Origin of the sequence: Phaeobacter sp. JH20_34 (assembly GCF_048056095.1) — a bacterium.
Taxonomy (GTDB): domain Bacteria; phylum Pseudomonadota; class Alphaproteobacteria; order Rhodobacterales; family Rhodobacteraceae; genus Phaeobacter; species Phaeobacter bryozoorum.
This window is the reverse complement of record NZ_JAYMWT010000021.1, coordinates 463,052-485,976: the sequence shown is the minus strand read 5'-3', so window position 1 is coordinate 485,976 and position 22,925 is coordinate 463,052. Positions and strand designations below refer to the sequence as shown.

Annotated in this window: 21 protein-coding genes; 8 read left to right on the top strand and 13 right to left on the bottom strand. The window is 60.1% G+C overall.

Translation table 11 applies throughout. The features are described 5' to 3' along the window. Position 1: 1 nt before the first annotated feature. Genes VWZ81_RS16915 through VWZ81_RS16905 form a run of 3 tightly spaced genes read left to right on the top strand, consistent with a single transcriptional unit; the run spans position 2 to position 3,190 of the window. Positions 2–1,105, top strand: a complete 1,104-nt coding sequence (locus VWZ81_RS16915; RefSeq protein WP_416543206.1) for a Gfo/Idh/MocA family protein — start codon at positions 2–4, stop codon at positions 1,103–1,105. Positions 1,106–1,127: 22 nt separating this feature from the next. Next, positions 1,128–2,021: a sugar phosphate isomerase/epimerase family protein gene (locus VWZ81_RS16910; RefSeq protein WP_340544752.1), complete on the top strand. Its 894-nt coding sequence runs from the start codon at positions 1,128–1,130 to the stop codon at positions 2,019–2,021. 11 nt (positions 2,022–2,032) lie between these two features. Continuing rightward, complete coding sequence (locus VWZ81_RS16905) at positions 2,033–3,190, top strand: Gfo/Idh/MocA family protein (RefSeq protein ID WP_416538440.1); 1,158 nt, start codon at positions 2,033–2,035, stop codon at positions 3,188–3,190. A gap of 64 nt (positions 3,191–3,254) precedes the next feature. Here VWZ81_RS16905 and VWZ81_RS16900 read toward each other — a convergent pair whose 3' ends face one another. Further along, entirely contained in the window at positions 3,255–4,256 is a 1,002-nt protein-coding gene (locus VWZ81_RS16900) for a LacI family DNA-binding transcriptional regulator (protein WP_416543207.1), read from the bottom strand. 225 nt (positions 4,257–4,481) lie between these two features. On the opposite strand from VWZ81_RS16900, the gene VWZ81_RS16895 reads away from it, so the two are divergent. The 3 genes from VWZ81_RS16895 to VWZ81_RS16885 all read left to right on the top strand — a co-directional run bounded on the left by VWZ81_RS16895 (position 4,482) and on the right by VWZ81_RS16885 (position 7,403). Further along, positions 4,482–5,432 carry a sugar ABC transporter substrate-binding protein gene (locus tag VWZ81_RS16895; protein ID WP_416535867.1) on the top strand — a complete coding sequence of 317 codons (951 nt, stop codon included), beginning with the start codon at positions 4,482–4,484 and terminating at the stop codon, positions 5,430–5,432. 62 nt (positions 5,433–5,494) lie between these two features. Continuing rightward, positions 5,495–6,616: an ABC transporter permease gene (locus VWZ81_RS16890; protein WP_340544756.1), complete on the top strand. Its 1,122-nt coding sequence runs from the start codon at positions 5,495–5,497 to the stop codon at positions 6,614–6,616. 1 nt (position 6,617) lies between these two features. Next, entirely contained in the window at positions 6,618–7,403 is a 786-nt protein-coding gene (locus VWZ81_RS16885; RefSeq protein ID WP_340544757.1) for an ATP-binding cassette domain-containing protein, read from the top strand. Between the two features lie 63 nt (positions 7,404–7,466). Here VWZ81_RS16885 and VWZ81_RS16880 read toward each other — a convergent pair whose 3' ends face one another. From VWZ81_RS16880 to VWZ81_RS16835, 10 genes are all read right to left on the bottom strand, one after another. Next, positions 7,467–9,383, bottom strand: a complete 1,917-nt coding sequence (locus VWZ81_RS16880) for a beta-galactosidase (RefSeq protein WP_416543208.1) — start codon at positions 9,381–9,383, stop codon at positions 7,467–7,469. 8 nt (positions 9,384–9,391) lie between these two features. Next, entirely contained in the window at positions 9,392–10,264 is an 873-nt protein-coding gene (locus tag VWZ81_RS16875) for an SMP-30/gluconolactonase/LRE family protein (RefSeq protein WP_416543209.1), read from the bottom strand. Further along, positions 10,254–10,865, bottom strand: a complete 612-nt coding sequence (locus VWZ81_RS16870) for a 2-dehydro-3-deoxy-6-phosphogalactonate aldolase (protein ID WP_416543210.1) — start codon at positions 10,863–10,865, stop codon at positions 10,254–10,256. The genes VWZ81_RS16875 and VWZ81_RS16870 overlap by 11 nt, the downstream gene beginning before the upstream one ends. After that, the gene (locus tag VWZ81_RS16865) at positions 10,862–11,839 is read right to left on the bottom strand and encodes a 2-dehydro-3-deoxygalactonokinase (RefSeq protein ID WP_416538445.1); all 978 of its coding nucleotides are present in this window, start codon (positions 11,837–11,839) and stop codon (positions 10,862–10,864) included. Before VWZ81_RS16865 ends, VWZ81_RS16870 begins: the two co-directional genes overlap by 4 nt. After that, positions 11,836–12,606 (bottom strand): SDR family NAD(P)-dependent oxidoreductase, encoded by a 771-nt coding sequence (locus tag VWZ81_RS16860; RefSeq protein ID WP_416543211.1) that lies wholly within the window; start codon positions 12,604–12,606, stop codon positions 11,836–11,838. The genes VWZ81_RS16865 and VWZ81_RS16860 overlap by 4 nt, the downstream gene beginning before the upstream one ends. After that, positions 12,606–14,321, bottom strand: a complete 1,716-nt coding sequence (locus VWZ81_RS16855; RefSeq protein ID WP_416543212.1) for an IlvD/Edd family dehydratase — start codon at positions 14,319–14,321, stop codon at positions 12,606–12,608. The genes VWZ81_RS16860 and VWZ81_RS16855 overlap by 1 nt, the downstream gene beginning before the upstream one ends. Next, positions 14,318–16,417: an alpha-galactosidase gene (locus tag VWZ81_RS16850; RefSeq protein WP_416543213.1), complete on the bottom strand. Its 2,100-nt coding sequence runs from the start codon at positions 16,415–16,417 to the stop codon at positions 14,318–14,320. Before VWZ81_RS16850 ends, VWZ81_RS16855 begins: the two co-directional genes overlap by 4 nt. Then, positions 16,414–17,262 (bottom strand): carbohydrate ABC transporter permease, encoded by an 849-nt coding sequence (locus VWZ81_RS16845; protein ID WP_340544765.1) that lies wholly within the window; start codon positions 17,260–17,262, stop codon positions 16,414–16,416. The genes VWZ81_RS16850 and VWZ81_RS16845 overlap by 4 nt, the downstream gene beginning before the upstream one ends. After that, complete coding sequence (locus VWZ81_RS16840) at positions 17,262–18,200, bottom strand: carbohydrate ABC transporter permease (RefSeq protein WP_340546288.1); 939 nt, start codon at positions 18,198–18,200, stop codon at positions 17,262–17,264. The genes VWZ81_RS16845 and VWZ81_RS16840 overlap by 1 nt, the downstream gene beginning before the upstream one ends. Positions 18,201–18,360: 160 nt before the next feature. Next, the gene (locus tag VWZ81_RS16835; protein WP_416535876.1) at positions 18,361–19,611 is read right to left on the bottom strand and encodes an ABC transporter substrate-binding protein; all 1,251 of its coding nucleotides are present in this window, start codon (positions 19,609–19,611) and stop codon (positions 18,361–18,363) included. A gap of 134 nt (positions 19,612–19,745) precedes the next feature. Here VWZ81_RS16835 and VWZ81_RS16830 point away from each other — a divergent pair, with 134 nt between their 5' ends. Then, on the top strand, positions 19,746–20,537 hold the full coding sequence (locus VWZ81_RS16830; protein WP_416543214.1) for an IclR family transcriptional regulator: 792 nt from the start codon (positions 19,746–19,748) through the stop codon (positions 20,535–20,537). A 17-nt stretch (positions 20,538–20,554) separates the two neighbouring features. After that, entirely contained in the window at positions 20,555–21,616 is a 1,062-nt protein-coding gene (locus tag VWZ81_RS16825) for an ABC transporter ATP-binding protein (protein WP_416543215.1), read from the top strand. Between the two features lie 31 nt (positions 21,617–21,647). Here VWZ81_RS16825 and VWZ81_RS16820 read toward each other — a convergent pair whose 3' ends face one another. Together VWZ81_RS16820 and VWZ81_RS16815 are read right to left on the bottom strand one after the other, a co-directional pair. Continuing rightward, entirely contained in the window at positions 21,648–22,244 is a 597-nt protein-coding gene (locus VWZ81_RS16820) for an SDR family oxidoreductase (protein WP_416543216.1), read from the bottom strand. A gap of 62 nt (positions 22,245–22,306) precedes the next feature. Further along, positions 22,307–22,921: a glutathione S-transferase family protein gene (locus tag VWZ81_RS16815; RefSeq protein ID WP_416535879.1), complete on the bottom strand. Its 615-nt coding sequence runs from the start codon at positions 22,919–22,921 to the stop codon at positions 22,307–22,309. Between the last annotated feature and the right edge of the window lie 4 nt (positions 22,922–22,925).

The following is a 22,925-nucleotide window of genomic DNA, read 5'->3' as shown; positions in this document are numbered from 1 at the left end:
AATGACCGAAATCGGTATCGGAATTCTAGGCGGTGGGTACATGGGCAAGGCTCATGCCGTCGCGATGGCCGCAGTGGGGGCGGTGTTCGATACGTCTTTGCGCCCACGGCTGGAGATGGTCTGTGCCTCAACCCCCACCAGTGCAGAGCGATATCGGCGGGCCTATGGTTTTCGTCGTGCGACGGATGACTGGCAGGTATTGGTCAATGACCCAAAGGTTGAGGCGATTGTGATTGCGACCCCGCAGCAGACACATCGTGCGGTGGCAGCGGCGGCCTTTGCGCTGGGTAAACCGGTTTTCTGTGAAAAACCTCTCGGCGCTTCGCTGGCGGACAGCCGTGCGATGGTCGAGGCGGCCCGGGTTTCGGGCTGTCCCAACATGGTAGGCTTTAATTACATCCGTACACCGGCTAGCCAATTTGCCCGCCAGCTGATTGCAGATGGCGTGATCGGCGAGGTCACCTGGTTTCGTGGCGAACATACCGAGGATTTCTATGCCGATCCCCATACCCCGGCGAGCTGGCGGACCAAAGGAGAGGCGAATGGCACGATGGGGGATCTTGCCCCGCATATGATCAATGCAGCGATAGCGCTGATCGGGCCGATAGCAGAGCTGATTGCTGAGGTTGAGACCGTCCATAGCGACCGCCCCGGTGGCCTTGTCACCAATGACGATCAGGGCCAGATGATGTGCCGCTTTGCCGGTGGGGCAATGGGGCAGATGTTTTTCAGCCGGATCGCGACGGGCCGCAAGATGGGCTATGCCTATGAAATTACGGGAACAAAGGGTGCGATCAGGTTTGACCAGGAGGATCAGAACGCACTTTGGCTCTACCTCAGCGAGGGCGAGGACGCTACCCGTGGCTTCCGCAAGATCCTGACCGGTCCCGCGCATCCCGACTATCTGCCGTTCTGCCAGGGCCCTGGACATGGCACTGGCTATCAGGATCAGATCCTGATCGAGGCGCGTGACTTCCTGCGCGCGATTGAGACACAGACACCGATTTGGCCGACATTCGAGGATGGCGTGGCCGTAAATCAGGTGATTGCCGCTGCCATGGCGTCGTCCAAGGCCCGGTCGTGGCAAACCGTATCAAAGTTCTAAGCATCTAAGAAAGCACTGCAAAATGACGATCAGAATTGGCAATGCCCCATGCTCCTGGGGGGTGGAATTTGCACAGGATCCCCGCAATCCGGAATGGCGCAGCGTTCTGAAGGACTGCGCCGATGCTGGCTACAAGGGGATCGAATTAGGACCAGTTGGGTATATGCCTGAGGACCCTGCGATCCTGAGGGACGCGCTCGCCGAGCATGATCTGGAACTGATCGGTGGCGTCGTCTTCCGTGCCTTCCACGATCCGGCCCAATGGGAGGATGTGCTGGACGGGGCGCACCGCACCTGCAAGGCGTTGAAAGCCCATGGAGCCGAGCATCTGGTGCTGATCGATTCGATCTCGCCGCGCCGTGCGCCGACTGCTGGCCGCGCTGATGAAGCCGAGCAGATGGATCGCGACGAATGGTCGGCATTCCGTGACCGGCTCGCCACCGTCGCGCGGATTGGCACCGAGGACTACGGTCTCACCGTCGGCATCCACGCCCATGCGGCGGGGTTCATGGATTTCGAGCCGGAGCTGGAGCGGCTGCTGGATGAGGTCGACGACAGGATCCTGAAGATCTGTTTTGACACCGGCCACCATTCCTACGCCGGTTTTGATCCCGTCGCTTTCATGAAACGGCACATGGATCGTATCAGCTATATGCATTTCAAGGATATCGACCCGAAGGTGAAAGCCGATGTGATCGCCAAGCGGACGAACTTCTATGATGCCTGCGGGCAGGGGATTTTCTGCAATCTCGGCGAGGGTGATGTGGATTTTCCGGCGGTGAGGCAACTGCTTTTAGACGCTGGATTTTCCGGCTGGTGTACGGTGGAGCAGGATTGCGATCCAACGCTGGATCCCGACCCGGTGGGGGATGCGCGGGCCAACCGTGAATATCTTGAATCCATTGGTTTCAACTAGGGGGTAACACCATGGCAAAGCTGAAGTGGGGCATGATCGGCGGTGGTGAAGGCAGCCAGATCGGACCGGCCCATCGTCTGGGAGCAGGGCTTGACGGGGCGTTTGAATTCGCCGCAGCGGCATTGGATCACCGCCCCGACGAAGGGCGCGCCTACGGTCAGCGGCTGGGGCTGGCCGCAGACCGCGCCTATGGCGACTGGCAGGAGATGCTGGAGGGGGAACGTCATCGCAACGACCGCGTTGATCTTGTCACCGTTGCCACACCCAATGCCACGCATTTTGCAATCACCAAGAGCTTCCTTGAAGCCGGTTTTCATGTGCTGTGCGAAAAACCGATGACAATGACCGTGGAGGAAGGCGAGGAAATCGTCAAAATCGCCAAGGCGCAGAGCAAGATCTGCGCGGTGAACTATGGCTATTCCGGCTATTCGCTGGTCCGCCACATGAAGGCGATGGTGGCGCGTGGTGATCTTGGAAAGATCCGCCTTGTGAAGGCCGAGTTTGCCCATGGGCATCATGCTGATGCGGCTGATGCGGACAATCCGCGGGTGCGCTGGCGCTATGATCCGGCTCAGGCCGGGGTTTCTGCGCAGTTTGCCGATTGCGGCATCCACGCGCTGCATATGGCCAGTTTTGTGATCGGGCAGGAACTGGAACGCCTTTCTGCGGATACGGTCAGCTGTATTGAGAGCCGGGTTCTGGAAGACGACGCCATGGTCAATATGCGCTTTGATGGCGGCACCGTCGGGCGGCTCTGGACCTCGTCTGTGGCAATCGGACGCCAGCATGGGCTGACCTTGCAGGTGTTTGGTGAAAAGGGCGGTCTGCGCTGGTCGCAGGAGCAGCCGAACCAGCTCTATTGGATGCCGCTGGGTGGCCGCTTGCAGGTAATCGAACGTGGTGAAGCCAACCTCAGCCCCGAAGCGGATCGCACCAGCCGCGTGACAATCGGCCATGCCGAGGGGATGCCTCTGGCTTTTGCCAATATATACAGCGATTTGGCCGAAGCCATCGGCGCGCGGAAAGCCGGGCGATCCATGGACCCGGCGGCGGATCTTTATCCACGGGCCGAAGATGGGCTGCGGTCCATGGCGGCTGTTTTTGCCGTCGCCGAAAGCGGCGCAACAGATGGCGCCTGGGTTGATGCCCGGCCGCCGATGTTTCGCTGACACAGTGGTCTAAGCAATCGCAGGGCACCCGGCAGCGGGTGTCCTTTTCATGCCTAGGATCGCTTCAGTATGTCAGCGGTCGCAATGTGCCGCGATCCACCACATGGCAGGGAAAGATGCGGGCTTCAGGATAGCGATCCGGCTCGTCCAGCATGGCAACAACCAGCTCGATTGATGAATTGACGATCTGTTCGATCGGCTGGTGGATGGTGGTCAGGTCTATGTTCTCCCAACGGGCCATTTCCATATCGTTGAGACCGATGACCCCGATGTCACCTGGCACCTTTAGGCCCTGTTCGCGGATCGCGCTGAGCGCCCCGATTGACAACACGTCATCCCCACAGAAATAGGCTTCGGCCGGGTCGTCCTGCAACAGGCGCAGCATTTCCCGGCGACCGGCCTCAAAGGAGTAATCATCCGCAAAACTGTAGGAGGAGACGATATCCGGATAAGCTTCCATTTCCAGCGTGAATCCCTTCCAGCGATCCTGAGTCGAGGTCGCGCTCTGTGGGCCGCCCATGAAGGCCAGTTTGCGATAGCCGCGATCAATCAGCGTTCGCGCCGCCATTCGTCCGCATTCGACGTTGTCGATCCCAACCACATGCACCTGCGGCGTGGAGGAGGAGCGGCCGAAACTGTGAACTACAGGCACGCCTGCATCTCGAAAGGCCTTGGCAAACCCCGGCGGCAGGGTCGACGAGGCGACAACAACGCCGTCAACGGAATATTGCCGCAACATACGAACCGAGTTCTCGGGGTCGGTTTCGTCAGAGAGGTTGACCAGCAGCGGGCGCAACCCCTTGTCCTGAAGCCGTCGCGTAAACCGGTCGAAGACTTCGAGAAAAATCGGGTTGTGAAAGTTGTTGGACACCAGGCCAATCAATTTGGTCCGCCCGGTTGTCAGGGAGGAGGCCAGCGCGTTCGGACTATAGCCGAGCTCCTGGGCGGCTTTCTCAACCTTGCGGCGCATCTTCTCCGATACCGATGCGCCATCGGTGAATGTGCGCGACACCGCCGAACGCGAGACCTGCGCCCGTTCAGCCACATCTTTTAACGTAACAGCCATTCTTGGTCTTCCCTTTGTCAGGGCCCGGCCGGGCCCATCCGCCTGTGCAACCGGCTGCGCACCGGATCAGACTATCTATCGCGGATCGAATTCAAGTTCAGCAGAAAAAATGCTGCCACAATTTGCAACCGGTTGCAAAAAAAATCGATTCGTGGTTATGCTGATCCCCGACGCGGATGGGACCGCCCGGACGCGATCGTGACGGTAAAACTTTGGGAGGAAAGAATGACGTCAATTTTCAAGACATTCCTGCTGGCGACAACGGTTGCAGCGGCGCCGATGATGCTGGCGACCACCGCCTCGGCAGAAGGCGAAAAATACATCCTTGTCAGCCACGCGCCCGATAGCGACAGCTGGTGGAACACCATCAAGAACGGCATCGCCCTCGCGGGTGAGCAGATGAATGTGGAGGTGGAATATCGCAACCCGCCGACCGGTGACCTTGCCGATATGGCGCGGATCATCGAACAGGCGGCGGCTTCCGGGCCCAATGGCATCATCACCACCCTGTCCGATTACGACGTCCTGTCCGGTCCTATCAGAGCGGCTGTCGACAGTGGTGTGGATGTGATTATCATGAACTCCGGCACCCCGGAACAGGCCCGCGAGGTGGGGGCTCTGATGTATGTTGGTCAGCCAGAATATGACGCCGGTCACGCGGCCGGCCTGCGCGCCAAATCCGACGGTGTTGGCAGCTTCCTCTGTGTGAACCATTATATCAGCTCGCCCTCTTCGACAGAGCGCTGCCAGGGGTTTGCAGATGGTCTTGGGATCGAACTGGGCGACCAGATGATCGACAGCGGTCAGGATCCGGCTGAGATCAAGAACCGGGTTCTTGCCTATCTGAATACCAACCCGGAAACTGACGCGATCCTGACATTGGGGCCGACATCGGCTGATCCGACAATGCTGGCACTGGAAGAAAACGGTATGGCCGGCGACATCTATTTCGGCACCTTTGATCTGGGCGAGGAAATCGTCAAAGGTCTGAAATCCGGTGTTATCAACTGGGGTATTGATCAGCAGCCCTTCCTGCAGGCCTATCTGCCCGTGGTGGTTCTGACCAATTACCACCGCTACGGCGTTCTGCCGGGCAACAACATCAACTCTGGCCCTGGTTTTGTCACCAAGGACGGCCTGGAAAAGGTCGAGGAGTTCGCGGGCGAGTACCGCTAACAATCTCCCCCAGGTGCGGGCGGCCGAAGCAATTTGGCCGCCCTTTTTTTAGAGAGAGTACAATGTCTGACGCACATACCCAATTTGCGGAGGACGAACGGATCAAGAGCCGTTCGAAGTTCCGCGAAGCCATGATCCGACCAGAACTCGGCGGCATTATCGGCACCATCGCCGTCTTTACGATGTTTATTATTTTTGCCGGTGACAGCGGCATGTTCAACAGTCAGGGCGTGCTGAACTGGAGCCAGATCTCTGCCCAGTTCATGATCATTGCGGTTGGTGCCTGCCTGCTGATGATCGCAGGCGAGTTTGACCTGTCTGTCGGCTCCATGATCGGTTTTACCGGCATGTTGATCGCAATCTTCAGCGTGACGCTGGGCTGGCCGGTCTGGCTTGCGATCCTGGTGACTTTTGTGCTGGCGATGGCGATCGGGGCATTGAACGGCTTTATCGTAGTGCGGACGGGGTTGCCCAGTTTCATCGTCACGCTGGCGTTTCTGTTCATTCTGCGTGGGTTTGCGATCTACCTGCCGCAAACCATTGAACGCAAAACCATTATCGGTGGCGTGGCAGACGCAGCTGAGGGTGATTGGCTGGCCGCTCTGTTTGGTGGCAAGATCCTGACGGGATTGTTCCAGTGGCTGGGTGACAATGGTTGGATTGCCGTTTTTGAACGCGGCACCAGAAAGGGACAGCCGGTGGTCGACGGGCTGCCGATGTTGATCGTCTGGGCCATTCTGCTGGTTATCGTCGGACATATCATCCTGACCAAGACACGGTTCGGGAACTGGATTTTCGCGGCCGGCGGCGATGCCGAGGCCGCGCGCAATTCCGGCGTGCCAGTGAACCGCGTGAAGATCCTGATGTTCATGTTCACCGCCTTCTGCGCGACGGTCTTTGCGACCTGTCAGGTTATGGAATTTGGTGGCGCGGGATCGGACCGGGGCCTGCTGAAAGAGTTCGAAGCGATTATTGCGGTGGTGATTGGCGGTGCCCTTCTGACTGGCGGTTACGGGTCTGTGCTTGGCGCCGCCCTGGGTGCGCTGATCTTTGGCGTCGTGCAGCAGGGGCTGTTCTTTGCTGGCGTCGAAAGTTCGCTGTTCCGCGTTTTCCTGGGGCTGATCCTGTTGTTTGCCGTGATCCTCAACACCTACATTCGTCGCGTCATCACGGGGGAGCGCTGATATGTCCATGTCTCAACCCTTGATCCGGATGCAGGGCATCGAGAAGCATTTTGGCAGCGTCATTGCGCTTGCCGGGGTTTCGGTCGATGTCTTTCCGGGCGAATGTCACTGCCTGCTTGGCGACAATGGCGCCGGGAAATCGACCTTTATCAAGACCATGTCCGGTGTGCATAAACCGACCAGAGGCGAGATCCTGTTTGAGGGTCAGCCACTTCATTTCGCGGATCCTCGCGACGCGATTGCCGCTGGAATCGCCACAGTACACCAGCATCTGGCGATGATCCCGCTGATGTCGGTCAGTCGCAACTTCTTCATGGGCAATGAGCCGATCCGCAAGATCGGCCCGCTGAAACTGTTTGACCATGAATATGCCAACCGGGTCACCATGGAAGAAATGCGCAAGATGGGCATCAACCTGCGCGGCCCGGATCAGGCGGTTGGAACCCTGTCGGGAGGGGAGCGTCAGACGGTTGCCATCGCCCGTGCGGTGCATTTCGGGGCCAAAGTGCTGATCCTGGATGAACCGACCTCGGCACTTGGGGTGCGCCAGACAGCGAATGTTCTGGCCACCATCGACAAAGTCCGCAAGCAAGGTGTTGCGGTTGTCTTCATCACACATAACGTCCGCCACGCTATGGCCGTTGGTGATCGGTTTACCGTTCTCAATCGCGGGCAGACTCTCGGTACTGCAAAACGCGGCGAAATCACGCCAGAGGAATTGCAGGATATGATGGCCGGCGGGCAAGAGCTGGCGACACTGGAGGGGAGCCTCGGCGGTACGGTCTGAACCAATGTCGGCTCAGAAGATAACCACCCGCCGGGGCTTCTGCCCGGGCGGGTGGTTGTACGGTCAGTTGCCTCTTGCTCTGCGCAGAACGCCCGCAGGTGGCAGAGTGCCGACCTCGGTCTCTACCGCTTCAGCCAGATGATTGAACCAGAACTCTTCGGTCGCGGTCTGGCGCCGACGCACGCCCAGCGGCATCTTGCAGATGCGCAGCTTCGCACGCTTGCAAAGCATTGCGACAAGGTGATCCAGACCCGCCGCGTCCAGCCAGCCCGCGCAGTAGACTTCGTTTCCTGCGGCAACAGCCACGGGCTGACCGTTGGCCGTCTCGATCAGAGTCTCTCCCTGACCATCCAGTGTTTCCAGATAACCGGTGACGGCCCCGTCGACCTGCGCCAGCGGCAGTGGCATATCCGGCCGCAGGCTCTCGACTGCGGCAACGACAATATCTAGCCCGTCCAATGCTGGGGGCAGGGGGCTGGTTGGGATGTTGAAGTCCGCATCCCGCGCGCCTGTTCGCGGCCCATAGAGCACCTGAGCCGCCGCTGTTGCCAAGGCTGCGCGCAAATGGTCGGGGAGGTGCATCAGACCGGGTGCAAGGATCAGGGCGTATCCTGCAAAATCGCTCTGTGTCGGGGGAACGATGTCCACAGACAGGCCGGCCCGTCGCAGTGCACGGTAATGCGCCAGCACAAGGTCGAAATAACTCAGACCCTGGCCATGTGGCTGCACCTGCCAGGCCCATTCGGCGTCATAGTCGAAGATCAGCGCCACGGGAGCTTGAGCCGGTGCCACCGCGCCCGCTGCGGCCAGTTCATCGGCAACCAGACGCACCTCGACGATGGCAGGGGCATCTTGGCTATCAGGACGCAGCAGACCGGCGTGAAGTTGTTCCTGCGCAAACGGCGCCTGGCGCCAGCGGAAATAGCAGACCGCCTCCGCACCATGGGCAAAGGCCTCCCAAGTCCAGAACCTGACCATGCCGGGCAGCGGTGCGGGATTGTAGGGGGCCCAGTTCACCGGTCCGGGTTGCTGTTCCATCACCCACCAGCGTCCGCGCCCGACGGCGCGATAGAGATCATGATGGAAGGCCTGAAAATCAGGGTCGCCCTGACGCGCGTAGCGGCGCTGGTCCTCGGGGTTGGCGCCCACTCGATCTTCGAGAAAGCCCAAAGGGTAGCTGTCCCAACTGGCGATGTCGAGATCCTCGCCAACCTTGTAGTGATCGAAATCGGTCACCCGCCCCATGTAGTTATGGGCAATCGGCGCATCGGAATGGGCACGCAGAATCTCGACCTGATCGCGGTTGAAGCTCACCACCTGATCCGAAGAAAACCGCCGGAAGGCCTGCACATGCGCCGGGTTCGGTTCGGTCACGGTCAGGTTGGGCAGGCCGATCTGATCAAAGCGATCATAGTTCATCGACCAGAAAACATTGCCCCAGGCACTGTTCAACGCATGAATATCGCCGTCATAACGCGCCTCTAGCCAGCGGACAAAGGCGATCTGTGCCGCCGGGGAATAGCTGATTGTTGTGTCGTGGCAACCGTATTCATTGTCGGTCTGCCAGGCGGCGATACGGTCACCTGGGCCATAACGTTCCGCCATCAGGGAGACGATCCGCCGGGCTTCGGCGCGGTAGCCCTCGTGACTGAAACAATAGTGGCGGCGCGAGCCAAAACCGCGCGGTTTGCCGTCGACGTCCAGCGCAAACATATCGGGGTGGCGGTCCACCATCCAGCGGGGTGGCGTAGCGGTGGGGGTGCCCAGCACCACCTTCAGTCCGGCCGACACCAGCACATCAATGGCGCGATCAAGCCAGCCCCACTGCAGATCGCCTGGGCTAGGTTCAATGCGCGACCATGAAAACTCGCCAATGCGAACCCAGGTGAGCCCGGCCGCAACCATGCGCGCGGCGTCCTCCTGCCAGATGTCTTCGGGCCAATGTTCGGGATAGTAGCAGGTGCCAAGTGTGCGCTGCATGGAGATCCTCAGAGAATGACGCGGTGTTCGCGCTGGCCTTTGGCCGTTGTTTGAATGCGATAGGTCCTACCTGCAGCCGCATCATTCAGCCCGTCTGCGGCGGTGGTAACGAACAGCTCTGACAAGGTGTCCCCGCCAAGCGAAGGGCAGGAGGCCTGGGAGGTTGGGATCGGATAGATCTCTGACAGCGCGCCGGTCGAGGTATAGACAGCGACACGGCCGGCCCCCCATTGGGCATTCCAAAAGCGGCCTTCGGCGTCGACAATCGCGCCATCAGGGCCAAAATTCTGGTTGCTGAGGTCGAGGAAGACCGATGCCGCGCCAACCGGCCAGCCGTCTTTGGTCGCCAGAGGCTGGCGCATGATCTTGCCGGTCGTTGTATCGGTGAAATACGCGCAGGATTTGTCAGGGGCAAAACAGATGGCATTGGTGATGGTTTGCTGTGCGACCAGCTGGCGCAATTCGCCCCGATAGTAGCGGTAGATGGCGCCAAGGCCGGGTTCCGCTTTGTAGCCCATCGTGCCAATCCAGAACCCGCCCCAGGGATCTGCGCGCCCATCGTTGGAGCGGGTTAGCGGCTGATCGGCCTCCAGATCAATCAGATGCGTGCGGGTGCCGGTTTCGATGTCAAACCGCCATAGCGCACGGGCGCTGGCCATGATCAGGGTCTGATCATCGACCCAGCCTGCGGCGGAAACGCAGTCGTCGAACTGCCAGCGGATCTCCGTTTCTCCGGCAACGCTCAGCAGTTGTTTTTCAAGGATGTCGAACCAGAACAACTGTTTGCGCGTCGGATGCCACAGCGGACCTTCCCCCAGCGTGCAGCGCGTTTCGCTGAAGACCTGCGCTGTCATGGGATGGAGCGCCGGATCATGTGCCATCGAAGGCCTCGTCGTAGGCCGCGACGGTTTCTGCAGCGATGAGGGTTACATCTTCGACAGAGCGGCCGGGTTTGTAGAGAGAGGACCCCATGCCAAAACCGGTGATGCCTGCCCTGTGCCAATCAGCAAAATCCGCAGGCCCGACACCGCCAACTGCGTAGGTTTCAGCATCAGCGGGCAGGACCGCTTTCAGCGCCGAAAAACCGTCCAGTCCCAGTTTGAAGGCAGGGAAGAACTTCAGACCATCAGCACCGGCTCGGAGAGCCGAAAAACACTCTGACGCGGTGAAGACACCCGGATAGGACAACATGCCTGCGGCTTTGGTTGCACGGATCACATCAGGGTTGCAGTCTGGCGAAACCACCATCTGCGCCCCCATGGCCGCGAGTTGAGCCACTGCGCCGGTGTTGAGCACGGTTCCAGCGCCGACTGTGGCGCGCCCCTTCGCCTGATCCAGCATGGCGGCGATGCTGTCATAAGGCTGGGGAGAGTTCAGCGGCACTTCGATCTTGGTGATACCTGCATCAATCAGGGCATCGGTCATGGCGCGCGCCTCTTTGGGACGCAGACCGCGCAGGATGGCGATGATGTTACGGCTCATTGGGTTTGGCCTTTTTGCAGTTGGTCATATGCGGCGCATAGGCCCGCGAGTGTCAGGGATTCGGCGTCAACGCGACGGGGCTTGCACCCCAGCGCGGATAGGGCTGTTTCATAGCAGCGGGCCAGCGCATCTGTGCCGAGTATGGTGACGGATTGGTGAGACCAGTAGCCCCGGGTCGCGGCAAGCTCCGCACCGATCAAAAGCCCTGACAGGCGCGCTCTTCCGGTCTCCGCGTTCTGCCCGGACAACAGCGCATCCGCACGGATACGAAACAGCTGTGCCGAGATCGCAGCCGGCGAGGAAAGCGCCTTGGCCACGGCCTGTTTGAACGCCTTTTCGTCCCAGCCATCCTCAGAGACGCAGTGTCGAAGTACGGATTGGCCTTGCAGCAGTGCGAACATCTCGCCGGTCATGAAGGTCGAGAAGCTGGTGACCTGGCCCCGATCCAGTTTGACCCATTTGCTATGGGTGCCGGGCAGGCAAATGACCTGAGGCCCGGTCTGATTGCTGTCTTGTGCGAGGTACCCCGCAATCTGGGTTTCTTCCCCGCGCATCACATCCGCCGGATCGGTTGTCTTGATCCCGGGCAGCAGGTAAACGGTCAGGCGTTTGTCCTGTATCAGCGGTCGGGACGCCTCGGCTATTCCCGGCGGGGGGCAGGGCGCGGTGGCATAAGGGGCCTCGGCCCAGCCCTGACGCGAACCTGCCATTCCGCAGCAGATGACCGGAACCGCCCGGACATCGCTGTTGCTACCGGGCGCCAGACGATCGCCAAGCAGGCCCAGCAGTGTCGGTTCATAGTCCTGCGGGCCAAGCCGCGACATGCCGCGGTCAGAGGAGATGCGGTCGAGGACCTGATTACGGTTGTCCATCACCCACAGCCGCAGCTGGCTCGTCCCCCAGTCAGCCGCAATCCATGCAGGCGTCGGGCCAGCTGGCATCATGTCAAAGGAACGGTTGGGATCGGCCGTCATCCTGTCACCACAACCCCGCCATCCACCACCAGCGTCTGTCCTGTGATCATGCGGCTTGTTGCCGAGGCCAGAAAAAGCGTGGAGCCGACGATATCCTGAGGGGTGAGATGATCCTTCAGGCATTGGCGATCGAGATGGGCGGCAAGCGCCTCGGGCGTGGCCCATTTATCAAGCTGCTTGTCGGTCAGCACCCACCCGGGCGCCAGCGCATTCACCCGCACATGATCCGCCCCGAACTCGCGGGCAAGGCTGCGGGTCAGGCCATTGATGCCTGCGTTGGCAGTCGTATAGGCGGGGTAGCCGCTGTTGCCCATCATATAGCTGATGGAGGTGAAGTTCACGATTGACCCGCCACCGGCGGCCTGCATCCCTGGCAGCACAGCCTGACAGGCAAAGAAATAGGCCTTAAGATTGATCGCCTGCGCCCAGTCCCAAAACTCTTCGTCCACATCCAGCGTGGCGTGGCGCTGATCGTTGGCGGCGTTGTTCACCAGCGTGGTGATCGGGCCATGTGCCTCTGCCGCCTGCTCAATCGCGGATTTCAGCGCCGGGATATCGGTGATGTCGCATTGGATGAACAAGGGGCGGTTGCCGGTCTCGGCTTCCATCCGTTGAACAAATGCGTAGGCATCGGAGCGTCCGACAAAGGCGACCTTGGCGCCCTGACGCAGAAACCCCTCGCTCAGCGCGGCCCCAATACCGGAACCGCCACCGGTGATGAAAACCGATGCGCCCTTCAGTTCCGGAAAGATTGCAGTATCGCTCATCAGTGGCTCTCCCGTGTGACGGGGCGGGTGTCTTTGCCCACGAGAAAATCAAGATCAGCGCCTTTTTCAGCCTGAAGGACGCTGTCGACATAGAGTTTTGCATAGCCGCGCGTGTAATGCGGCGGCTCTGGTCGCCAGGCCTCCCGGCGCGCGGTCAGCTCTTCCTCCGAAACCAGAAGGTCAAGCGTGCCGTTCTTTGCGCTGACCCGGATCCGGTCGCCGGTCTGGACCAGACCAAGGGGACCACCAGCCTGCGATTCTGGCGAGACATGCAGGATCACGGTGCCAAATGCCGTGCCGGACATTCGACCATCGGAAATGCGGATCATATCGCGTACCCCGTCGCGCACCAGTTTGCGTGGGATCGGCATGTTGCCGACCTCCGGCATACCCGGATAGCCCTTGGGACCGACGCCTTTCAGCACCAGGATACTGTCTTTGGTCACCGGTAGATCGTCGCGGTCAATATTGGCTTTCATGTCCTCAATGGTCTCGAAAACATGGGCGACGCCTTCGTGCTCCAGCAGATGATCGGTCGCGGCTGAGGGCTTGACGATGGCCCCGTTGGGCGCAAGATTGCCGCGCAGAACACGCAGGCCCGCTGCCGGTTTGACTGGGGTGTCAAAGCTCTTGATGACATCATCGTTGAAACATGCGGCACCCTCGGCATAGGCCAAGATATCGCCGCCCAGAACGGTGGTGTTGCTGCGCAGGTGCCCATTATCGGCAAGTTGCTTCAGCACAACAGGCATGCCGCCCGCATAGCAGAAATCTTCCATCAGGTATTTGCCAGAGGGCATGCAGTTCACCAAGAGGGGGATGTCGCTCCCCAGACCAAAATCATCCAGGGTCAGCTCTACCCCGACACGGCCAGCCAGTGCCAGAAGATGGACAACCGCATTGGTCGAGCCGCCAACCGCTGCATTGGCCATGATCGCGTTGATGAACGCATCGCGGGTCAGAATGTCGGAGGGTTTGAGATCTTCCTCCACCATTTCGACAATCCGCTTTCCGGTGAGATGCGCCAGCGCCATGCGGCGGGCGTCCACTGCTGGCAGGGCGGCATTCGTCGGCAGGCTCATCCCCATCGCTTCGACGAGGGACGCCATAGTGGAGGCCGTACCCATGGTCATGCACACGCCCTTGGATCGGCTCATCCCGGATTCAGCCGCCATGAAGTCCTGCAAGGTCATCTCACCCGCGCGCACCGCTTCGGAGAATTTCCAGACGTCTGTGCCGGAACCGATATCCTTACCCTGCCATTTGCCGTTCAGCATTGGGCCCGAGCTGACCACGATGGCAGGCAGATCGACCGAGGCCGCTCCCATCAGCTGGCCCGGTGTGGTCTTGTCACAACCGCCAAGCAGGACAACGCCGTCAATCCCATAGGCCCGGATCGACTCTTCCACATCCATGGCCAGAAGGTTGCGGAACAGCATCGCCGTCGGTTTCATCTGGGTTTCGCCCAGCGACATGACCGGGAACTCAACCGGGAAGCCGCCAGCCTCCCAGACCCCGCGCTTCACCCCTTCGGCGAGATCGCGAAGACCGGAGTTGCAGGGCGTCAGTTCGGACCAGGTATTGCAGATCCCGATGATTGGTCGGCCGTCAAAGGCATGATCGGGAAAGCCCTGATTTTTCATCCAGCTGCGGTGGATAAATCCGTCCTTGTCCAGTTTGCCATACCAGGCACGATTTCGTCTGTCTTTGGTCATAGGCGTGTTCCTTCAATCACCCAGATCGACTGTGGGAATGTCCAGGGCAGGGTGATCCCTTGGTGCATCAGATATTGGCCGCTAAGGGGGGCGGTGCCGGTTTTCAAAAGAGGTGAACCGCGTGACAGGCCGGGGGCATCCTCGCGGTTCAGCAGGCTGATTTCATATAGTGTATCCGGCTCTAGCCCGGTCAGGCGAAGCGGGCGGGGCAGGATCTGTGCGCTGGCCTCACAAACCCCGGCAAAGACGACAAACCGACTGCCATCCTCTGCGCGCTGTAGCTCTGCGATTACCGCCGGATCGTCACTGTCGAGCCGCAGAATATCGGCCCGCTGCATCCAGTGGCGGTTGTATTTCCACCAGGAAGTTACCTTGCGGAGGATGTCTGCCTCTTCTTCGGTCAGCTCGCGCGGGTCCATTTCAAACCCCATGTGGCGCTGCGCCGCGACCCAGGCGCGCAGGCGGATGTCTGTCACCCGGCCAGAGGTGTGGCATTTTCGGGGACCTACGTGGCTGCCGGTGACCACCATCGGCAGGAAAAGCGCCGCTTCATGCTGGATCCGCAGCCGTTCCAGCGGATCGTTGCTGTCCGAAAGCCAGACGCGATGGGTGCGCGATAGGATCCCAAAGTCTATACGCCCGCCACCCGAGGAGCAGCTCTCGAATTCCACCTTGGGGAAGTCTGCCCGCAGGCGGTCAAAGAGCGCATAGGCTGCCTCGGCCTGGGCGCTGTCCGGCTCGGGCAGGACACGGTTGTGGTCCCATTTCACATAGTCGATCGGGTGATCTGCCAGAACCGCTGCAATGCGGTCGTAGAGATAGGCCTGTACCTCCGGCAGGGCGATATTCAGTACCATTTGCTGGCGACCAAGCACCTGATCCAAGTCGCCCAGAACCCAGTCGGGATGGGCGCGGAACAGATCGCTTTCAGGATTGATCATTTCCGGTTCAAACCAGATGCCAAATGCCATGCCTTCGGCGTGGACATGGTCGATCAGTGGCATCAGCCCATCGGGGTATTTGCGCCTGTCGATCGTCCAGTCGCCGAGGGATGTGGTATCGTCATCACGTTTGCCGAACCATCCATCGTCCAGCACGAAACGTTCCGCGCCAAGGTCGGCCGCACGGGTTGCGATCTCGCAGAGCATGGCGTGATCGTGCTCGAAATAGACCGCTTCCCAGCAGTTGAAATGTACCGGACGCGCGCGCACAGGCTCAGGTGGTCGCAGGATCTCATCGCGCAGGTGGCGTTGGAAGGTGACAGCGCAGCCATTGATCCCCCGATCCGAGAACACCGCATAGAGTGGCGCGGTCTCAAAACGCGTGCCGGATGTGCGGCGGCTGCCGGTGGCGTGTCCCCACTGGATTTGGCGACGCCCGTCGGGGAGTTCCTCTGCCAGCATTCTATGGCCCCCCGACCAGCCGTAGTGGAAGGCATAGGCGGATCCTTGGCTGTTCGTGGCACCACTGCAGGGCACAATCAGACCGGGGAAATGCTCATGCCCGGTGCGCCCTGTGGGGTTGTCCCTTAGCCGCGCGCCTGCGCTCCAGGCGGTGCGGCTGGTCTGAAATTCACCGATCCAGCGGCCATGGAAGTCGATCATCTCATGACTGTTCTGAGGTGCCGGAAAGACCGGAGCGGAGAGCCAGTTCACGCTGACGGGCTGCTCCGAGGTGAGAGCGGCCTGCGCAGTGATCATGCTGGTTGCGGGCGTCAGCTCAAACTGTGCCTGATAGTGCAGGCCGATTTTGGCATCGCGGTAGTGGAGGGTGAGGGTCCGAGTGCCTTCCTCCGCCCGCTCGAAGGTGAAGCGTGGCAGCAGTGCCTTGCCCGCGCCATCCGTCAGCGACAGACCGGGCTGGCCGGGGAAGGTGCGGCGTGCCTCGGGGCAGATCGACAGCGGCGGCACCTGATCCAGCATCCCCCCCGTCACATCCATGCGCGAGGCGGCGGCGAGCACGTCCAGATCGGTTCCATCGGGCAGCCGCGGTCCCCAGTAGATGACCTCTGCCAGATCGGTGCCACGGGCGGCGAGGATCAGGCTTTGGCACTGATCCTGAAGCGCCCAGCAGCGGGTGTCTCTCACCGTGCTCACTTCACGGCTCCCAGCGTCAGACCGGCGATAAAGTGGCGCTGCATCAGGAAGAACATCGCAACCGGCGGCAGGGCCGCGACGATGCTGCCCGCGCTCATCAGATGGTACGCTGCCCGGTATTGCGCGTTGAAGGAGGTGATGCCTGCGGTCACCGGCTGGCTCTCGGCGCCCTGGGTCAGAACAACTGCCCAGAAATAATCATTCCAGATGAAGGTAAAGATCAGCACGCTGAGCGCCGCAATTGCGGGTTTCATCAGCGGCAATACCACGAACCAGAAGATCCGCCATTCCGCGACCCCTTCGACGCGGGCGGCTTCGATCAGCTCAAAAGGCAGGGCGCGGATGAAGTTGCGCATAAAGAGCGTGCAAAACCCGGTCTGAAAGGCGATATGAAACAGCACGAGGCCAGTTTTGGTGTTGTAGAGCCCCATGTCCAGCGTCAGATCGCGTACCGGAACCATCAGGATCTGAAACGGCACGAAGTTGCCTGCCACAAACATGAAAAACAGCAGCAGGTTGCCACGGAATTTATACACGCCAAGTGCAAAGCCGGTCATGCAGGAGAGCGCTACGGCGCCGATCACCGTCGGCACCGTGATCAGGACGGAGTTCAGTAGGTAGCGTGGCATGTCGGAGCCAAAGAAAACCTTGCCGTAATTGCTGGCGCCTTCAAACGAGCTCGGCATTCCCCAGTAGTTGCCGGTGGTAAAGTCCACATCCGGTTTGATCGAGAAGATGGCCACCGCGATCAGCGGCAACAGCCAAAGGACGAGCGCAGTCGGAACCAGGGCCTGATAGGTGGCCTGCCATCCGCGAGAACTGTTCTGAATGGGTTTCGGAAACATCAGCGGCCCCCTTTGTCGTCTTGGTACATGGACCACAGGAAGTAGGCGATGAAGCACAGCATGATCAGGAACAACACCACTGCAATTGCTGCGCCATAACCCATGCGGAAGCCATATTCCGACAGGGCCTTTTCAAACATGTAGAACGACAGCACCCGGCTGGAGCCGAACGGGCCGCCGTTGGTCATGATGGAGATCAGATCAAAGCTGCGCAGTGCGCCGATGATTGTCACGACAAAGGCGACAAAGGTCGCCGGCCGCAGTTGCGGGATGATCACATACCACAGCATCTTGGCGCCTTTGGCACCGTCCAGCCGCGCCGCCTCGACCTGTTCGGGATCAACCGCATTGAGGCCCGTGAGGTAGAGGATCATGCAATAGGCCGTCTGCGGCCACAGGCCTGCCGCGATGATGCCATAGGTCACCAGCGTCGGATCCCCCAGCACATTCAACGGCCCAAGGCCAACCCAGCCCAACACTTGATTGAGCAGGCCAAAGGTCGGGTCATAGAACCAGCTGAACACCAGGCCGACAACAACTTGACTGATCACAAATGGAAAGAAGAACAGAGACTTGTATAGGCGAATGCCGGTTACGGTCTGATTGAGGAACAGCGCGATGAACAGGCCTGCCGGGATTGCCAGCAAATACAGCAGAAGCCATTTCAGGTTATTCCAGAGCGAGACCTCAAACGCGCGATCATCCATCAGCTCCCGGTAGTTTTCCATGCCGACGAACTGTGGATCACCGAGCCCGTCCCAGCGGTAGAACGACAGGTTGAAGCTCTGTACGATCGGGAAAATCACGTAGAAGAGAAAGAAAATCACGCCGGGCGCCAGAAAGAGCCAGGGCGCAAGGGTCTGACGATTGCGCCTTAGCCAGCTGTCACGGCTGCCTGATGCGCTGGCAGACGATCTGGTTTCTGGAGCGAGGTTCATCTCAGCCACGGGAATTCTCCCTTGTTTGTCGATTGATATCAGCCTGTCGACTGGGAAGGGCCGATACGGTTCAGCATATTGCGCGCTCCGGTCCGTGACCGGGCTGCGCAGGGCCGATAGGCAGATCGGCCTTGCGCGTTGTTTTGGCCAGCAGCAGTGATCAGTAGACGCGCTCGCGGGTCTTTTCCAAACGGTTCAGGATATCATCCAGATTGTCCGGGAAGACCATGAACTCCTGGAAGCCCTCCATGGCAACGGAGGCCATTTCCGCTGGTGCATCGCGGTCAAAGAACTGCGCGATACCACCGGGCGCGTTGGCGGACAGCATCTCGAAGCCCTGATTGAGCATTTCGTCATCATCGACGGAGGACTTTGAGTTCACAGGCAGCTGGCCGAGTGCTGCGCCGCCGTTGATCTTGGTCTGATTGTCCGCCGAGACGACGAAACGCAGGAACTCGCGCGCGGCTTCTTTGTTCTGGGCGCCGGATGGAATGTGGAAGGTGTCGGTTGGTGCGTCTTCAGCCAGCTCGACATCGGGATTGATGGTCGGGAACTGGTAGAAATCCAGCTGATCGGTGCCAAGACCGGCTTCACGCAGCGGTGCCACGGCAAAGTTGCCCATCAGATAGGCGGCGGCTTCACCTTTGACCATGAAGGGCAGGGCCTCCTGCCAGCTGTAGGACTGATGGTTGTCGATAAAGGCCCCCATGTCGATCAGTTCCCGCCAGTTGGCAAAGGTCTGCTTTACACGGTCATCGGTCCAGGCGACTTCACCATTGGTCAGCGCCATATGGAAATCATAGCCGTTGGTGCGCATGTTCAGGTAGTCAAACCAGCCGCCGGCCGTCCACAGGAACTTGGTGCCGATGGTGAAACACTTGCGACCTGAATCGAGAATCTTCTGGCAGTTCGCTTTGAAGGTCTCCCAGTCCTCGGGCTCTTCGAGGCCAAGCTCGTTGTAGATGTCCTCGCGGTAGTAGACGCCCCACTGGTAGTAGGTGTAGGGCACGCCCCATTGCTTGCCGTCCAATGTCATTGCGCCCTTGGTGGAAGCCAGCGCATCAGCGATTTCCGGCTCTGCCCAAAGGTCGGAAATGTCTTCGAACAACCCGGCAGAGACATAGGGCCGCATCCGGTTTGCCGCATACCAGTTGGCCACGTCCGGTGGGTTGGCAGATAGGAAGTTGCGAATCTGCGTCTTGTAGGCCTCGCGGTCGATCACCGTCAGCTCAACGGTCAGGTTCGGGTGCATCGCGTCGAATTCAGCCGCCATCCCCTCCATTACTGCGCGCGGCGCAGGATTGGACATATCTGAGAAAATCTTGAGCGTGCCGCTCAATTCAGCCTGTGCCGCAGTGGCCAGGCCGAGGCTGAGAGCCAGGCTCGCAACTGTTCCTTTCAAAGTCTTCATGACGTCCTCCCTGTTGACGTGTGTCGTTTGGTTTCATATATTGGAACCAAATTCCAACTATTGAAACTATGACCGCGCTCGGCTAAGGATGTCAACAGTTACATCGGCCCCGCCCGATCAGAGAAAGGACAGTAATGGCGAAAGCTGCGCCCCAATCGCGAGAGACAGATGGCACCGTTGGCAAGGCTCTGGCCGTGTTGGATCAGATCGCTGAAGCGGGCCGCCCAATGCGGTTCGGCGAGGTGCTGGCGGCCTCGGATCACCCCAAGGCGACGCTGTACCGGTTGGTGCAGACGCTGACCAATCAGGGGATGCTGTCCTATGATGAGACCCATCAGACCTATGCTCCGGGTTTGCGCCTGGTGCGATTGGCTCATGCTGCCTGGCGGCAAAGCGCGCTGGCTCCGGTGGCGCGGCCCTATCTGGACAAGCTGTCACAGGATATCGGCGAGACCATACATCTGGCGCAGCTGGATCGGGGGCAGGTACTCTACGTCGACAAGCGTAATGCGGCCACACCGATTGAGATGTTCAGCCAGGCGGGCAAAATAGGGCCGGGCTACTGTACCGGGGTGGGTAAGGCGATGATCGCGTATCTGTCGCAGGAGGCGCAGCAGGATGCGATCCGCAGGCAGGCGTTTTTTGCCCATACGCCCAACACGTTGGCCACGCCAGAGGCGCTGATGGACGAGTTGCAGCAGATCCGCAAAGACGGCGTTGCCTTCGACCGTGAAGAGCATGAACCGGGCATCATCTGCATTGCCGTTCCGATCCTGTCGGAGGCGGGCAAAGTGATGGGCGGGCTGTCGATCACCTCCTCCGTGCAGCGTCGCTCGCTGGAGGAGCTGGAGACGCTTCGACCGGCCCTGATGACAACCGCCAAGGAAATCGCGGCAGCGGCCGAGACCTGGCAATTTCCAAATTAACCCGAGGGAGAGAACACATGACAGGGGTCACTCTGGCCAAGGCCGTCAAGAAATATGGTGACGTTCAGGTGATCCACGACGTGGACCTCACCATTGAGGACGGTGAGTTCTGCGTCTTTGTCGGCCCATCCGGGTGCGGAAAGTCGACGCTTCTGCGGATGATCGCCGGGTTGGAGGAGACCAGCAGCGGCAGCATCCATATCGGTGAGCGGGATGTCACACGACTGGATGCGGCTGACCGTGGGGTTGCGATGGTTTTCCAGTCCTACGCGCTATATCCGCATATGACGGTTGAGGATAATATGGGGTTCGGGCTTAAGATGACCGGTCATCCCAAGGATGCGATCCGGGAAAAGGTGGCAGAGGCCAGCCGGATCCTGAAGCTGGATCAATACCTTAAACGCAAACCCAAGGCGCTGTCGGGCGGGCAGCGCCAGCGCGTCGCCATCGGACGTGCGATCGTGCGCGGGCCGGATGTCTTTCTCTTCGATGAGCCGCTGTCAAATCTCGATGCCGAGCTGCGCGTGGATATGCGGGTCGAGATCGCTCGGCTGCACAAGGAAATTGGCGCCACGATGATCTATGTGACCCATGATCAGGTGGAGGCGATGACGCTGGCAGACAAGATCGTCGTGCTTCGGGCCGGTCGCGTCGAACAGGTTGGCAGCCCGATGAAGCTATACGCCGATCCCGACAACCGGTTCGTCGCGGGGTTTATCGGCTCGCCGAGCATGAATTTCCTGCAAGCGACCGTTTCCGGCGGCGCGGTCACAGTACCCGCTCTTGGCGGCCGCCGGATCGCGGCCTCTGTCACGCTGCCTGAAGAGGGTGCATCGGTCCTTGTGGGATTGCGCCCGCAGCATCTCTCTGTCGTCGCCCGTGACAGCGATCTGATCCTTGATCTGCGCGAGCGGCTGGGCGGTGTGTCCTACGACTATCTACGCACCCCAACGGGAGAGAAGGTCATTGTCGAAACACGGGGGGACGAGGCGCTGCCCGAAGGAAGCGCCGTCGCCTTGGATTTTGACGATGCTGACGCCTATTTCTTTGACGGGACGACAGAGCTGCGTCTGCGCTAGAAGGAGGAGGGCTGTCAGCGATGGTCCGCGGCTACAGTGACTGCATCCGCTTTGTCTTTCCCGACCATGCCGAGTTGCTGACGGCATCTGCGAGGGTTGCGGCGACATCGCCTCGTGCGGCGACGCCTTCGGGATCGACCTGCTCGCCGAACAGCAGGTCTCCGCTGCCGTCGCCATCAGTCAGACGTACTGGGCGCAGGATCGCGTAGTCCAGTCCCGACTGTTCCAGATAAACATCCGCGTCGTGTTTGGCCTGCAGGTAATGGGCAAGTTCGCTTTCGGGATCGGGATCGCCGGCTCCTATCGAACTAAGCATGACAAACCGGGTCACGCCCGATGATTTTGCAAGATCCACAAGCGCCTTCGCGCCATCACGATCAACCTTGTCCGTCATCTCGCGAGAGGTGTCGCCGCCAGCTCCTGCTGCAAAGATCACACCGTCGCACCCCTCGCAGACATCCGTAGGCAGGTCGGTAAGGTCGCCGCGCCGCGTGCCAGTCCCGGGTGGAAGCGTGCTGGTATCCGACCCCTCCCGGATCAATGCGATGGGCTGGTGGCCCAGGCGCTGGAGTTTTTCCACCACACGGCGGCCTGTATTGCCAGTAGCACCTGCGACAAGAACTTTCATAACGGTTTCCTCATTTCGATAATGGGATTGGGACAATTGGGGGGGCACAGCGGGGCGACGGGTCAGAACGACGGAGCCATCGGTCCCACCTTCGCCACTGCGGCCTTGTAGCCATCCTGTGCCTGCAGATCGGTCCAGTAGCGCGCGACGCGCGGCGCATCTTTCAGCGCGCCAATCGCCGCCAGATTGGCGAGGATGTACGAGAACTGGATATCGGCGAGCGCGGCCTGATCGCCAAACAGCAAGCCCGTTTCAGGAAGCTGCTGGGCGATGTAGTCCAGATGCAGGTCCAGAGCTTTCTTGGCCTCATCGCCAGCATCCTCTCCCTTCAGGGCCGGCAGGAGCACGCCCATCGCAACGTCGGCAAAGGAGCTCTCGACGTAGTCGAGCAGCTCGTCGTGGCGCAATGCGTCTGCTGTCCCCGGAGCTGGTTGATGGCGGCTGTCACCATAGCGATCAGAAAGATACCGCAGGCAGGTCGCCGATTCCGCTATCTTCATGTCGGCGTCCTCAATCACAGGCGATTTGCCGAGCGGATGAATCTTGGCAAGGCTTTCAGGCGCCCTGAAGTTATCCGTGCGGTCGTAGGTTGTGACATCATAGGGTTGCCCGAGGTCTTCCATCAGCCAGATCAGGCGAATGGCGCGGGAGTAGGCGAGGCAGTGGATCTTCAGCATGAGC